Origin of the sequence: Bacillus gaemokensis, from assembly GCF_001590835.1 — a bacterium.
GTDB lineage: Bacteria > Bacillota > Bacilli > Bacillales > Bacillaceae_G > Bacillus_A > Bacillus_A gaemokensis.
This window is the reverse complement of record NZ_LTAQ01000067.1, coordinates 113,939-128,357: the sequence shown is the minus strand read 5'-3', so window position 1 is coordinate 128,357 and position 14,419 is coordinate 113,939. Positions and strand designations below refer to the sequence as shown.

Annotated in this window: 14 protein-coding genes and 2 pseudogenes; 8 read left to right on the top strand and 8 right to left on the bottom strand. The window is 33.9% G+C overall.

Features of this window, described 5'->3' with window-relative positions; all coding sequences use genetic code 11:
* Positions 1–19 precede the first annotated feature (19 nt).
* A complete protein-coding gene (locus AZF08_RS25590) occupies positions 20–472 on the bottom strand; it encodes a tyrosine-type recombinase/integrase (protein ID WP_082246071.1) in 453 nt (150 codons plus the stop codon).
* Here AZF08_RS25590 and AZF08_RS25585 point away from each other — a divergent pair.
* Both AZF08_RS25585 and AZF08_RS32305 read left to right on the top strand, forming a co-directional pair.
* Entirely contained in the window at positions 412–762 is a 351-nt protein-coding gene (locus tag AZF08_RS25585) for a hypothetical protein (protein ID WP_033674854.1), read from the top strand. The two genes, AZF08_RS25590 and AZF08_RS25585, sit on opposite strands and share 61 nt — an antisense overlap.
* Before the next feature lie 413 nt (positions 763–1,175).
* On the top strand, positions 1,176–1,487 hold the full coding sequence (locus tag AZF08_RS32305; RefSeq protein WP_161486812.1) for a hypothetical protein: 312 nt from the start codon (positions 1,176–1,178) through the stop codon (positions 1,485–1,487).
* A 27-nt stretch (positions 1,488–1,514) separates the two neighbouring features.
* Here AZF08_RS32305 and AZF08_RS25580 read toward each other — a convergent pair whose 3' ends face one another.
* The 3 genes and pseudogenes from AZF08_RS25580 to AZF08_RS25570 all read right to left on the bottom strand — a co-directional run.
* Positions 1,515–1,910: a hypothetical protein gene (locus AZF08_RS25580; protein ID WP_033674853.1), complete on the bottom strand. Its 396-nt coding sequence runs from the start codon at positions 1,908–1,910 to the stop codon at positions 1,515–1,517.
* A gap of 324 nt (positions 1,911–2,234) precedes the next feature.
* Positions 2,235–2,615, bottom strand: coding sequence for a MerR family transcriptional regulator (locus AZF08_RS25575; RefSeq protein ID WP_033674934.1), 381 nt, complete (start codon positions 2,613–2,615; stop codon positions 2,235–2,237).
* A gap of 27 nt (positions 2,616–2,642) precedes the next feature.
* A pseudogene (locus AZF08_RS25570) lies at positions 2,643–2,903 on the bottom strand (SDR family NAD(P)-dependent oxidoreductase); the annotation flags it as partial.
* Positions 2,904–3,420: 517 nt separating this feature from the next.
* Here AZF08_RS25570 and AZF08_RS25565 point away from each other — a divergent pair.
* A complete protein-coding gene (locus tag AZF08_RS25565) occupies positions 3,421–4,575 on the top strand; it encodes a macrolide family glycosyltransferase (RefSeq protein ID WP_033674852.1) in 1,155 nt (384 codons plus the stop codon).
* A 227-nt stretch (positions 4,576–4,802) separates the two neighbouring features.
* On the opposite strand, the gene asnB is transcribed toward AZF08_RS25565, so the two are convergent.
* Both asnB and AZF08_RS31640 read right to left on the bottom strand, forming a co-directional pair.
* Positions 4,803–6,626: an asparagine synthase (glutamine-hydrolyzing) gene (asnB, locus tag AZF08_RS25560; RefSeq protein WP_033674851.1), complete on the bottom strand. Its 1,824-nt coding sequence runs from the start codon at positions 6,624–6,626 to the stop codon at positions 4,803–4,805.
* A gap of 103 nt (positions 6,627–6,729) precedes the next feature.
* Positions 6,730–6,840 (bottom strand): annotated as a pseudogene (locus AZF08_RS31640) (SDR family NAD(P)-dependent oxidoreductase); the annotation flags it as partial.
* A 122-nt stretch (positions 6,841–6,962) separates the two neighbouring features.
* On the opposite strand from AZF08_RS31640, the gene AZF08_RS25555 reads away from it, so the two are divergent.
* Both AZF08_RS25555 and AZF08_RS25550 read left to right on the top strand, forming a co-directional pair.
* On the top strand, positions 6,963–7,856 hold the full coding sequence (locus AZF08_RS25555; protein ID WP_033674850.1) for a LysR family transcriptional regulator: 894 nt from the start codon (positions 6,963–6,965) through the stop codon (positions 7,854–7,856).
* A gap of 325 nt (positions 7,857–8,181) precedes the next feature.
* Positions 8,182–8,424, top strand: coding sequence for a hypothetical protein (locus AZF08_RS25550; protein ID WP_033674849.1), 243 nt, complete (start codon positions 8,182–8,184; stop codon positions 8,422–8,424).
* Between the two features lie 26 nt (positions 8,425–8,450).
* Here the strand turns inward: AZF08_RS25550 and AZF08_RS25545 are convergent, their stop codons facing one another.
* Together AZF08_RS25545 and AZF08_RS25540 are read right to left on the bottom strand one after the other, a co-directional pair.
* Positions 8,451–8,759: a TIGR04104 family putative zinc finger protein gene (locus tag AZF08_RS25545; RefSeq protein WP_033674848.1), complete on the bottom strand. Its 309-nt coding sequence runs from the start codon at positions 8,757–8,759 to the stop codon at positions 8,451–8,453.
* Positions 8,760–8,899: 140 nt separating this feature from the next.
* The gene (locus AZF08_RS25540; protein WP_033674847.1) at positions 8,900–10,393 is read right to left on the bottom strand and encodes a peptide MFS transporter; all 1,494 of its coding nucleotides are present in this window, start codon (positions 10,391–10,393) and stop codon (positions 8,900–8,902) included.
* A 321-nt stretch (positions 10,394–10,714) separates the two neighbouring features.
* Between AZF08_RS25540 and AZF08_RS25535 the strand changes: the two genes are divergently transcribed.
* From AZF08_RS25535 to dhbC, 3 genes are all read left to right on the top strand, one after another.
* Positions 10,715–11,032 carry a hypothetical protein gene (locus AZF08_RS25535; protein ID WP_033674846.1) on the top strand — a complete coding sequence of 106 codons (318 nt, stop codon included), beginning with the start codon at positions 10,715–10,717 and terminating at the stop codon, positions 11,030–11,032.
* A gap of 1,349 nt (positions 11,033–12,381) precedes the next feature.
* Entirely contained in the window at positions 12,382–13,167 is a 786-nt protein-coding gene (locus AZF08_RS25525) for a 2,3-dihydro-2,3-dihydroxybenzoate dehydrogenase (protein WP_033674844.1), read from the top strand.
* A gap of 26 nt (positions 13,168–13,193) precedes the next feature.
* Positions 13,194–14,408, top strand: coding sequence for an isochorismate synthase DhbC (gene dhbC, locus AZF08_RS25520; protein ID WP_033674933.1), 1,215 nt, complete (start codon positions 13,194–13,196; stop codon positions 14,406–14,408).
* The last annotated feature ends 11 nt before the right edge of the window (positions 14,409–14,419 follow it).

The window sequence follows — 14,419 nt, the reverse complement described above, 5'->3', positions numbered from 1 at the left end:
CGAATTGGCTCGATTTTAGTTATTGGTCACAATTTTCGAAAACCTGATCGATTTTTTCTGCTACGGATCGTTGTAACTCCGGTACTGCATGAGCGTAGATATTTAGTGTTGTTTGTATTTGCGAATGACCTAAACGTTCAGAGATTAACTTGATATTCACATTCTGTTGTATCAACATTGTAGCATGACTATGTCTTAAATCGTGGAACCTTATTCGAGGCAATCCCAGTTTTTCACTGATATGATAAAATGATCGGCGAATACTACGTTGATCTAAAGAATTACCATATTTTGAAGGAAGTACTAAATCTAAGTCGGTGTATTTATCACCGGCTTTTTCTTTTTCATATTTAATAAATTGACGATGAGTTTTTAATTCTTCCAGTAAGACATTCGGAATGTGAATGAGATGTGGATATTGAAAAAATTTTAAGTATAAACTGCTTACCAAAACAAAAAGTTTTAGAAACATCTATTGAAAAAGTAATGAGAGGAATTGGTAGTGATATGATGAAAGGGGTACATAAGGCTGATTTTGCAAGATATCATTCGATAGGTACTGCAATGTTTAAAGAAATTGGCTTGAATGGAGCTAATCTCGATCCACAATATCTTCTTCACCTAGCGCATTTACCTTCTACACCATTAATCATTGAAGAAGACGACTTTAATGATGAAAATAATCCAAATGTAAACAAATACATGCATGTAAGTGACTTGAACAATAAAATAGAAGAATTTATTACAGCTTGTGGTTACTAATGTCGATTTGAAATTAATATTTATATTACAACAAAAATACTACTATTTTTGTAGAAAACTCTATAGGTGTTCCACTAAAGCATCTTTTAGACTATTAAAAAATAGTTATCAACTGTACAGATTTTTTAAATACTCCTATTAAAATAATGGAACTTATTGAAAACTAATGTATGATATTATTTTTATATACAAAGGGAGATTCTCCTTATCAATATCGTGAAAAAAGGGCGGATTTTTTGCGTTATTCTGCATTTATCGAAAAATGATAGCGGTAAGATCAATCGAGGACAATGGCATACTGTGGAGATATATCCAGATAAATTAGGACGTGTAAATGCAAATATCATTTCACGTCTTTTTATTTATAGAAGAAAGGAAGCGAGATTACGAGAGTAGAAATACGAGTAAAACGATTGATCCGAGAAACATGTGCTTGCTACACTCCGAAAGAAGGTAATTGTATATACCAGGCGAAATGTCCGTTTTTGCATTCGATGTATTATCGAGATAAAGAAGTGAGATTCGAAAGTAAACGATGTGACTATTTCGAATCTCATGTACTGCCGGCTGATAAAGAATTATATTCGTTGTATTTTAACGAGAGTCTGAAGATTTCCGATATTTTGAAGAAAGGACTAAGTCTAAATCGATATAGTTTGTGCCATTCTTGCTTTTTTACGGGCCATAAACTATCTGGGAGATTCGGTTCTTTTACTGATATATGAAGGAGATGAATCATACGTATGCTTGTTTTATTGTTTAGTCCAAATCGATCCACCGAATCCACCTGTTTTTTGTAGGGCTCTTAATCGTGTGCCGCCGCCTTCTACCTGTAGTCTTAATCTACCGTGTTGCATAATATTACCAATAGGGATATCTCCCCATCTTCCGTCTATAATTCCCCCTGGTCGAATGTCCCCAACAAATACATTTGTAAAATTAGTTCCTAATCCACCATCACTTAATCCAAGCCAATATATTTCTGATGTACCACTAGGCTGATGTATATGGTAAAGACCACCGTCATCACATAGCCATCTACCGGTTAGTGTCTGGCGGAAATCAGTCTCATGAGCAAATTGATGAGGATACTCATATGGATGTGAATAATTTGTATAATTAGGAATAGATTGTGATTGCCAATACATAAAATCCCTCCTTTTTTTACTACACTCCAATATACGAAGGCAATAACCCAAATGTTCTAGGCATCAATCTAACTTAGCTAAGTTTCCAAAAAAAAGAACCCCTGTAGCGACAGAGATTCAAAGGGAAGAGAGTATAATGTCTTTGTGTAGGAAGACATTTCGAGTAATGTAAACTCGATAAATGAATGATAACATGAATTTTCTAGCAGTATTAGCGGTAAATATATGCAATATTTTCTTACGTGAATAATAATTGGATTTACTTTAAGTTTGTACATTAGTTTTTTATATTGCTATGTTTAAATTTACGGAAATAATCATTAGTTACTGTTCATCGTGATTTTTTGAAGTTAGCTCATGTTCATATTTTGCAATTTTTTGTTGGATTTTTTTAAGATTTTCTTCAGTATCACGAATTTGTTGTAGGACGTTGATTTCTTGTTGTTTCATCATTTTTAATCGTTGAGGGATCGTATCATCCCCATTCATTGACCAATCAATAAATTGTTTAATCTTTTGGATTGTCATTCCAGTATTTTTTAAACATAAGATCATTTCTAAATATTTAAGTGCTTCCTCGTCAAAAACTCGATTGTCTTTTTCAGTTCTTTTGAGAAATGGTAATAGGCCTTGATTATCATAGTAATGTAATTGTGAAATGGTTAGATGATTCATTTTTGCGACTTGCCCGATCGTATAATTCATATTATTTATCCTTTATTACCAAGGGATTATCCCAGCGTTATTAATGAGCAAATCTAAGTGATCAGTTACTTCAAGAATTTTATATACAGAGTTTTGAATGGAATGTGTGTCAGAAATATCTACTGGAATAAACGAAACATTTGAAAATCTTAAAGATTGTACGGCTTGTTGTCCGAGTTCTTCATTACGAGCTCCTAAAAATACGTGATAATCCTTTTCAGCTAATTGACGGACAATTTCATATCCAATTCCTTTATTAGCACCTGTTACAAAAGCAAATTTTTTCATATTTATTTCCTCCAAATTCTATACTAAGTACGTTACAATTGAAAGAATACAACCTAAACCTAAGTTGAGGTCAAGGGTTATTTGAAATATTTTTATGAAATGTAATTAAGTATCTTAATGTATTTCCGTTCTATATATCACCGTTATTATCGTGGCATGTTGATGCTTTTATACTATAGCTAGGAATAGAAAAGACTGTAGCTTCTTTTTGAGAGAAGTTACAGTTTTTTTGATTTTCTCTAAAGTATTGAACCTGATATTGTATGACTAAAAATATTTGAATGAAATGTCCTGTGTAGGTCTGATAGGGTTGAAAAGAAAAAATACACCTTCCAAAGTTGAAGGCAGCTTTTTGGATCGTACAAAATTCGTATGAGTCTAAAGTTGTAGAGAGTGTTTCGACTTTTGTATGAAGATAAGTGATATAGATACAGTTAAAATGAGAAATGTGGAACATAATGAACAGCCACTAGATAACAATTAAATTATTTGGAAATGTAAGGAGAGTGAATAACCGATGTTAAATATTTTAATAGTGGGCTTCCCTGCAGAGGGGCATGTCAATCCAACCCTAGGTATGGTAAAAGCATTTACTGAACGAGGGGATCATGTACATTACATTACTACAGAAAAATTTAAAGAAAGACTTGAAGGGATTGGGGCGATAGTTCATCTTCATTCCGATCTAATTAGAAAAGCATCAATAAATACTTCAATTCCTTCTGGTATTCAAGAATTTTTTAATATCCATATTCAGATTTCTCTGGATATTCTAAGAATCACTAAAAAATTATCAGAAACTATTAATTTTGATTTAGTTATTTATGATAAATTCGGTGCAGGAGAATTAGTAAGAGATTACTTAAATATTCCGGGTATTTCATCATCATCATCATTTTTGATGCCGGAAGAATTTTTTGAAAAATTTTCTTTGAAAAGTAATGAAAATGCTGAAAAATTATTATCTCAAATGAATGAGGAATTCGGTGTTTCACCAAAAAATATGCTTCAATTTATGAATAATACAGGTACTTTAAGTATTGTATACACAAGCCGATATTTTCAGCCAAATAGTAGCGATTTTGGAGAGGATAATATTTTTATTGGACCAAGCTTTCCACAAAGAAAGACAAAAAATCATTTTCCACTTGAAGAATTAAAAGGCAAGAAAGTTCTTTATATTTCTATGGGAACAGTTCTCGATAAAGTAGAGCAATTTTTTAATATTTGTATGGATGCTTTTGCTGATTTTGAGGGGAAAGTTGTAATAGCAGTTGGAGAGAAAACAGATTTTACTAAACTGAAGCAAGTACCAGAAAATATTATAATTTCTTCATATGTACCTCAATTAGAGGTATTAAGCCAATCTGACGTCTTTATTACACACGGTGGGATGAATAGTGTTAATGAAGCAATTCACTTTCATGTACCATTAGTTGTTATACCGCATGATAAAGATCAACCTATGGTAGCACAGAGATTAGAAGATCTTGAAGCAGGGTATAGATTATCTAAAGACAATATTAATATTCATTCTTTAAGGGATGCTGTAAAGGAAGTTCTTTCTAATCAAAAATATAAAAAGGGGATACAAAAAATTAATGAAAGTTTCTTAGCTTGTGGGGGACCAGAAGAAGCTATTAGACGTATTGATTGTATTCTGAAAGGATAGAGTGTTTTCAAATATGGCAAGTAGAAGAGGGGAGTATTCTCGGATTAAAGAGATTAAATAACGAATTTCTATTGTTATATTCTAAAGAAGGCATAAGGAAAGTGAAGCTTACCTTAAATGGAATAATCTATTTAATGAGCTTGGAACAAGAATGATTACTTTCTTTAAGTGAAAAATCCCATCTGTTTGTGTATCACGGATGGGATTTTTCATGTAATTTAATATATTTAAACGATTTTAATTTGGTATTCTTGAAGCCAGCTATTCAATTGAAGGAGGTAATCTATTAAACCTCTTGCTTCATTACCGAAGATAACTTCATCTTTTCCTTTTGCGATCGCTCGCAATTTTTCCACATTAATTAGTGGCAGGATAGGGGATGTAGCATCATTTAACACATTCAGCATCCAATCACTAATTCCTTGTAAATACGTGTCATCCTTTGTACTTGGATACGCACTTTTCTTACGATAACACACATCTTCTGGGAGTACAGGTTGGAAAGCGCGGCGTAAAATCCCTTTTTCAATATTATCAATGCTTTTCATGTCAAATGGAACATTCCAAAGGTATTCTACTAAGCGATAATCACAAAATGGAACGCGTACTTCGAAGCCTGTCATCATACTGGTACGATCTTTACGTTCTAACATAAATGGTAAGAAACGTGTTATAAACATATAAGACATTTTACGTTGTTTCGTTTGTAGATCATTTTCTCCTTCTAAAAAGGGAATTTCATGAACTGCTTCTTGGAAGCGTTGTTTTTGATAGCGATTTGGGTTGATTTTTGCTTTTAAATCTTCTGATAAAATATCTGCAATAGAAGAATAGTTTACAAGCCAAGGGAAAATCTCCGCATTTAAGAATTGTTCTTGATGGAACCATGGGTATCCAGAAAATACTTCATCTGCTGATTCTCCAGAAAGAGCGACCGTGGCATCTTTTTTCATTTCTTTAAACAAAAGATATAGGGAAGTTTCCAGTTCTCCTACACCTGGTAAATCGCGCGCTCTCATTGGAATTAATAAATTTTTCATTAATTTTTCTGAACCTAATTCGATAGAGTGATGCTTTGTTCCCACATGTTCAGCTACACGTTTTACCCAAGGTTCATCACGGTCGCGGCGAAGGAAGTCTTCTTTAAAGTCTTGTTCTTCATTCGTAAAAGTAAGGGAATAGGTATGAAGCGTCTTCCTATTCCTTATAAATTCATTACCTGCTAGGCTTGTTAAACCACTAGAATCTAATCCACCAGAAAGCATAGATACTACAGGTCTATCAGCGACTAATTGTCGTTTCACTGTATCTTGTAAAATAGAACGGATTGTTTCGACAGTAGTATCGAGATCATCTGTATGTGTTTTACTTTTAAGTGTCCAGTACTGTATTGTTTTTGTTTTATTAGAAGTAAATAGCATATAATGACCACCACGTACTTCATGTATATCCTTGAAAATGGCATGACCAGGTGTACGCATCGGTCCAAGACAAAAGATTTCGGCAAGCCCTTCTGTATCTACTTCTGCTTTTACAAGTGGATGAGAAAGTAATACTTTTAATTCAGATCCGAAGAGAATGGCGTCACCACGCTGAGCAAAAAAGAGAGGTTTTACTCCTAAATGATCACGGCCCAACATCAGACGTTGTAATCTCTCATCCCAAATACCGAAGGCGAAGATCCCATTTAAATGTTGCACACAGTCTTCATGCCATTCTAGATAGGCATGAAGTAATACTTCTGTATCTGATTTTGTTTGAAATACATGACCTTTTTCTTCGAGTTCAATACGAAGTTCTTGATAGTTATAGATTTCCCCATTAAAAGTTAGAGCAATTGTAGCTATTCCCTCTTTATACAACATTGGTTGAAGGCCACCTTCTGGATCGATGACGATGAGACGACGGTGCCCCAATGCAGCGCGCTCTGAGAACCAAAAACCTTCTGCGTCTGGTCCGCGATGAACGATAGCATCCGTCATATTTTTTAAAGTTTCTTTTTGATTGGAAAGGTCCATTGACCAATCTACCCATCCTGCAATTCCGCACATGTTTTATACCTACCTTTAAATAGATTAGTAACTAGCTATTGATTTCATTTGTAATTTCAAAGAAAGTAAACTAAAAAATCTTTTATAGTTTTACAGGTAACCTTTATTTAAAAGATGCATATCCTTGGTCAACCATAACAACACTGCCATTTACTGCACTTGCTTCCTCTAAAGAAAGTAAATAAACAGAATCTGCAATTTGTTTAGGATGTGTTGATGCAAGTTACTATTTCATAGAAAAATAATAACTATCTGTATTGTAACGCTATTTGTAATTCATTAAAATTTAGATATATTTACTAATAATTAAGTAATACTTAATAAGGGGATAGTACAATGAATTTTGAACAAATGGCGTATATTGTTGAAGTAGCAAAAACCGGCTCTTTTACGAAAGCGGCTCAACAATCTCACGTTACGTTATCTGCAATTAGTCAATCTATTTCTTTACTTGAAACAGAACTCGGAGTGATGCTTTTTACTCGTTCGCGTGGTTTAGGTGCGATTCCAACCGCAGAAGGGAAAACGATTATTCGGAGAGCCAATGATATTTTACTGCAAGTGAAGGATTTAAAAGAAGAAGCGCAAATCTACAACAATACATTAAGCGGAGAATTAAAAATTGCGACGATACCAGGGCCTATGCATGTATTAATAGATATCGTAGCAAAGTTTAAAAAGGATCATCCGCACGTAAACATAAAAATATATGAAAAGGGACATAAAGAAATATTAGACGATCTTCAGCAAGGTAAGATTGATATTGGATTTATTGCATTATCAGAAAAGCTGAGGGAAAAACATACTCGTTTTATATTTGAACGGTTATTAGAGGTGAAAATCGTTGTCGGTGTAAATAAGAATTCGCCACTAGCCTTAGAGAGAACAGTTATACCAGAACAATTGGTAAACCAGACCTTGGTCCTATATGACGATGAATATATTCGAGATAGTATCAATGATTTGTTTTCTAAGTATGGAAAAGCGGATATATTGTTCATTTCCAATAATGCGCAGGCGATACATAATGCAGTAAAGCAAGAGTTAGCCATTACGATTGGTGTAGATTATTCATTCGCAAATAATCCATTGAATGATCAAAAAGAAATTGTCTCTATTGATTTAGTAGTTCCTAATCTTAAGCCACTTTCTTATGGGTGGGTACTTCGTAAGGAGAAACAGCCTTCCCAAATTTTAAAACGGTTTATTGAGAGACTAGAGTTCGAATGAAGAATAATGGAGTAGAGGTTTTAAAGCAAAGATCTGTATTTACTTATTTATAAATATATAATTGGATTGTAGAAAGATGTAGCATGCTAAAAAATGAAAGGTGTCTTTCTTTGATACACGTATTACTCATCATAATGATTTTTAGTGTAACAAATGTATGTCAACTGTAGCTAATATACGATTAAGAAACTATCCGAGAGCCGTAATATTTGTACAATAGGAATATATATTCTGTGTGTAAAGAGGTTGTTGGAAGCAAAGATTATGTGGGAGAGAAGAAAAAAAATAATATAAAATTTGCGTTTAAAACGGGGGAGGTTTATTCATGAATATCCGTTGGCATGAAGATGGAATAACATTTGAAACACAGCGCGAAGCACATGAGTGGGCTTATAATGAAATTGGCAATCTATATGATGGATATAGGACGACTGATGCCAAAATTGCTTACGCATTGGTTTATGAATTAGTTAAAGCAAGTACATCGTCTACAGCAAATTATAAAATTCATGCTGATGAGGAGTATATCACACCGAAGTCTATCGTTTATAAAGTTTGGTTAACTTAGAATAAGGACGAGATGATTCGTCCTTTTTAAAATAGAGCTTCTTCATTTTTTGTTACTTCAATAAGAAATGGTGTAATGAACACAACTACAGTAGGATAGATAATGAAAGAAGGAAGAGATATACTTGTTGGAGCTTGAAAGGCTGTTAAAGCCACAAATAAGATAGGAAAAAGTACGACTAAGAAAAACAATCTCTTTTTCGATTTGGCAGTAAAAAATAATTCGTGGCTGCAATGTGGGCATTGTAAAGGGTCTTTCTTTACAATCATCGTTTGCTTACATGTCTGTGTCCAAGAAAGATTGAGACTACAATTCGTACATTTTGGTAGTTGCATTGTTCTTTACCTCCCGATAGTTATATTTTACCATAACCACTCTTTTCTCTCTACGTACAGGAAAAACAAGTATTTAGAAAAAGGAAGAATAAAAGAGACTAGCAAGCAACTAGTCTCTCTTATTGTGCTATATAACAGAATTAACGTACACCTTTCATAAATCCTTGAATCTTTGGTGAAAGTAAAAATAAAAGTGCACTTAGAATAATAGAAATGCTACCAATTACACCAAAATATATAATTTCTGTTTCTGGTTTGTATAGTGGAACAATTTGAGCGTTAATCGCTTGAGCTGATGCGTTAGATAAAAACCATAGGCTCATCGTTTGGGCAGAGAATGCAGCCGGTGCTAATTTTGTTGTTGCAGAAAGTCCAACTGGTGATAAGCATAATTCTCCAATTACAACAAGGAAGAAGCTAAGTACTAGCCAGATTGGGTTTACTAGTGATTCAGTTCCATTTACATAAGCAGGAATAATCATGATTAAAAAAGAGATTCCAGCAAAGAATAGTCCAATAGAAAATTTCTTAGAAGTCGATGGTTGGCGGTTTCCGAGTTTCACCCATAACCATGCGAATACAGGTGCGAATAATACAACGAATAATGGATTAAGAGATTGGAACCAAGAAGATTGTAATTCTAGGCCAGCAAATTGCAATTGTGTACGTTCATCTGCATATCTCGCCAAAATAATTGATCCTTGTTCTTGAATAGACCAGAACATAATACCTGCGATAAAAAGAGGTATGTATGCAAGAAGACGAGAGCGCTCTACTTCAGTCGTTTTAGGACTACGATACATCACATAAAAATAACAAGTTGGGATGATGATACCTAACACACTCACTACCATAGTAAAACGTTTTATTGTTAAAATACCAGTTGTAATCGTAATTGCACCAATGACAATGATAATAAGAGCACCAATACCGATTCTTCCAAATACTTTTGTTCGTTCTTGAGGTGCTAATGGATTAGGTACTTGTGTTCCTGCTAAACCAAGATTTTTCTTTTTTGTAGCAACAAATACAATAAGACCAATCAGCATTCCGATAGCTGCTACACCAAAACCAAGATGGAAATTATATTGTTGTCCGAGTGTACCAACAACTAAAGGAGAGAGAAGTCCACCTAAATTAATTCCCATATAAAAGATACTAAATCCTGAATCACGTCTTGTATCTTCATCGCTATATAAGTCTCCTACAACACTAGATACATTTGGTTTTAATAATCCTGTACCAATGACAATAAGTGCCATAGATACAAAAAATGCAGTTATGCTGCCAGGGAAAGATAGAACAATATGACCAAACATAACTAAAACGCCGCCGTAAAAAACAGTTCGGCTTGTCCCTAATAGACGATCGGCGATCCAGCCGCCAATAATACCAGACATATATACAAGTGAACCGTAAATAGCCATAATCGAAGCGGCTGTTGCCTTATCAATCCCTAAACCACCTTTTGAAACCTCATAATACATATAAAAGAGCAAAATTGCTCTCATTCCATAATAAGAAAAGCGCTCCCAAAATTCTGTAAAGAAAAGCGTGAATAGGCCTTTGGGATGGCCAAAGAATCCTTTTTGTGGAACACTTTCAACAATGGATCTTTTATCTAATGTAGACATAAAAAAAATAACCTCCTAGAAAATCGAATTATCTTAACATTTAAAGTATACAAAAAATACGAATGTTAAGAAAGTGTACAAAACATATAAAAAAACTTTGGATTTTAAAAAGGAATTATAAATATAATGCAGAATTATAATATTACGAAAGAAGAGATTTGTTATGGATAAAAAAGATCATGTAATGAAAGTAAGTGTTACTACAGTTTTTCGGGTGAGTTCTATGAACTGCAAAAAGACATTCATTTAAAAAGTGAAGTGTAATAAATACGCTAGCCAAATGACTCCTTGTGGAAAAACTTTGGTTAGGAGATTGTGTAAATGATAACAGAAATGAATTTAAAAGTAGTATGTGAAGAAGAATTTTCAGATAGAGAATCTAGAATTTTAGAAGCATTTATTTCTACTTTATCTGGACACTCTAACGCTTTTGTTACAAAAGAGGGGATGTTTTTAAACCCTTTAGATAAAGGTTCTGATGTGTTATATTACAAGAATTTTGTTTTTGTAAAATCACTAGATCAACATAAATGTGATGAATTGAAAGAAACAATTATAAGACGTGTGAAAAACTCCTTTGATATGATGGAGCTTGCAGAACCGACAATTACTTTTGAGGAAACAGTTGTAAGAGTATAAGAGAAAGAGTTTTAGCAATGTTATAAAATCTTAAAAATAGAAGGTAAGCACATATTATTTATGTTTAATATGTTTGCTTACCTTTTTTGTGTAGATATGTTCTTAATGTTTTAAATGCTAAATTAAAAATGTATAGTTGCGATAAAGATTAATATCTAATATTGAACGAAAAGTAAAAACCTGTTTATCAAATTAAAATAGTTTTTTTGTCTATGGATATGTTATTGCTTCCTGTGTTAGAAGGTCTATATTAATTACAGCCATTTGGCGAACTCAGTTGCTTAAATAAAAACGTTCACTAATTATTTTTATAATTAATGAACGTTTTTATTTTTAAATCATATCAAATTTTCTTTTGGCAGAAGGGGAGGGGCATTAGTATGTCTTGGGCTTATCTTTCTTGGATAAGAATAAATTGATGATTGTATTTGCAAGCATGGCTAAGAGTGTTCCGCCTAGGACAAAAGCAGCAATAAATCTAATTCCCAGACATTCCTATCCGCCTATCAAAAAAATATTGATTAGTATAGTTAGGATACTTAACACAACTAGAGATATCCCGACTTTCTTTTCAAATTTTTTCTCTGGGAATAAAGTTCTTAATATTAAGAATACGAAGAGTATAAGGAATGCTATAGCTATTAATAGGATTACAATTCTCCAAAAATCACTCATAAGTCATCTTCTCTTATTTTATATTTATAGTGAATGTTAACGAAAATTACAAAAAACCCCATCTATTTAGATGTATATTCATGATCTAGTTTTAAATTTTTTCTAATAATTTTTTAGAAATTTATTGAGAAAATTAACATCGGTATAAATGCAGTTTATTTCATAAAAAAGATTTTTATGTAAAATATAATAAATTTTACAATAGATTGTAAGGAAATTTTAAAGCTTTAATTTAAATTTTTTTATGTAAGATTTTTATAGAAATTACAGAAGAAAAGTCTGTATTTATAATAAAATTAAAGATTTTTTCTGTGAGTTGGTATGTTACGATAGTAAAATATTTTATCTGAAAAATAAAAAAAGATTGACAAGAACATTGAGAAACATTATCATTTCGTTGTAGCGAAAGAAAATGAAAATCATTCTCATAGTTTGTGCGGTTAGTATTATCTAGATAAGTGAAGATGAAATTACTTTTAAACTGTACTTGACTGATCAGTTTAATATGTGTATGATTTTTGTGAATTAATTGATAATGATTTTCAATATCATTATTGATTGGTGATATTCGTTCAAATGTTTTTATAGATTAATCAAGTTAACTTTATTAATCTACCATTGAGAACATACAAGATAAAGAGAATCAATTCGTTGTAAGGAAAGGAATTGAAAATATGAACTTTGGGGAATTTGATGGGAAGGTTGCTTTAGTTACTGGAGCAGCACAAGGAATTGGTGAAACTGTAGCAAACATGCTTGCGGAAAGAGGGGCAAAGGTCGCAGCGGTTGATCAGAATATGTTAGGTCTCAATAAACTTTCGGATTATCATGCAACAAGAGGCGGTCTCCTGAAAGCGTTCCCTTTAGATGTGAGTGATAGTTCTGCGGTGGAAGATACAGTAAATCAGGTCGAGGATACAATGGGCCCAATTGATATTTTAGTTAACGTTGCTGGTGTGTTGAAGATGAGTGCCATTCACTCTTTAAGTGATGAAGATTGGGATAAGACGTTTTCTGTAAATGCTACAGGTGTGTTTTATGTCTCTCGATCAGTAAGTAAACGTATGATGTCACGTAAATCTGGTGCAATTGTGACTGTAGGATCAAACGCTGCGAGTGTACCTAGAATGGAAATGGCTGCTTATGTAGCATCGAAAGCTGCTGCAACGATGTTTACAAAATGTCTTGGTCTTGAGCTTGCGGAATATGGTATTCGCTGTAATTTAGTTTCTCCTGGTTCAACTGAGACAGACATGCAGCGATTACTTTGGGCTGATGAAAATGGTGCTGAAAAAATTATTGCGGGTTCGCAAGATACATATAGATTAGGAATTCCATTGAAAAAAATAGCAACGCCTTCAGAGATTGCTGAAGCAGTTCTATTTTTAGCGTCAGATAAAGCAAGTCATATTACAATGCATAATTTATGTATTGATGGCGGTGCTACTTTAGGAATTTAAATTACATATTAGGAGGCTTTAAAATGATGAATCATACAACTGCTTTAAAGGAGTTAGCAACAAAATTACTAGATGACTATAAAGCTGGATCTTCATTCTTCTTTGCTTCACCATACCGTACAATACTTGCTGAAGGAACATTTGCTACGGTGCAACATAGTCAGGCAGAAAATTTTCCTGAGCTGGTTCATGCTGTACTAAATAACGCGAAGCAAGCTGGCCGCCCGAATCCGATTGTTGTAGGAGCACTGCCTTTTGATCGAACAAAAGCTGTCCAGCTCGTTGTACCCCAGGAGAGCAGATTTGCTGATCGTCTGCAATTGGATTCTACAGATCGAGTCCAACAATCACCTGCACTTACATATGAAATGAAACCTGTTCCAGCACCTTCAGAATATATGCGTGGTGTAGAGCAAGGAGTAGCTAAAATAAAGAGTGGTGACCTAAAAAAAATCGTTCTATCTAGATCATTAGATTTAAAATCTCCAGAAAAGGTTGACATTCAAAAGCTGCTTCGTGATTTAGCTGAGCATAATAAACACGGGTATACGTTTGCGGTAGATTTACCAAAGAGCCAAGAAGAAAATGATGATGCTTCAAAGCAACGTAGTCGTACACTCATAGGAGCGAGTCCTGAGCTACTTGTTTCTCGTAGTGGAATGCAGGTGATTTCTAATCCGCTTGCAGGATCTAGACCTCGAAGTGAAGACCCTGTAGAAGATAAGAGGAGAGCAGAGGAGTTACTTTCTTCTGCTAAAGATTTACATGAACATGCTGTTGTGGTTGAAGCGGTAGCTACAGCACTTCGTCCATACTGTCGTACGTTACATGTTCCGGAAAAACCATCATTAATAAATAGTGAAGCGATGTGGCACCTATCTACAGAAGTAAAAGGAGAACTGCTAGATGCATCCGTTTCTTCAGTAGAACTAGCGCTTGCGCTTCATCCAACACCAGCTGTGTGCGGGACGCCAACAGAAAAAGCCCGGGAAGCTATTAAAGAAATTGAACCATTTGATCGAGAATTTTTCACTGGTATGCTTGGCTGGAGTGATCTAAACGGTGACGGTGAATGGATTGTTACGATTCGCTGCGCAGAAGTTGAAGAGAATTCACTTCGTTTATTTGCAGGAGCTGGTATTGTTGCGGAGTCAAAACCTGAAGATGAGTTAGCTGAAACATCGGCTAAGTTTCGTACGATGCTTCGAGCTATGGGATTGAATGATGAATCGCTGAAATAAAAGTTGGAGGG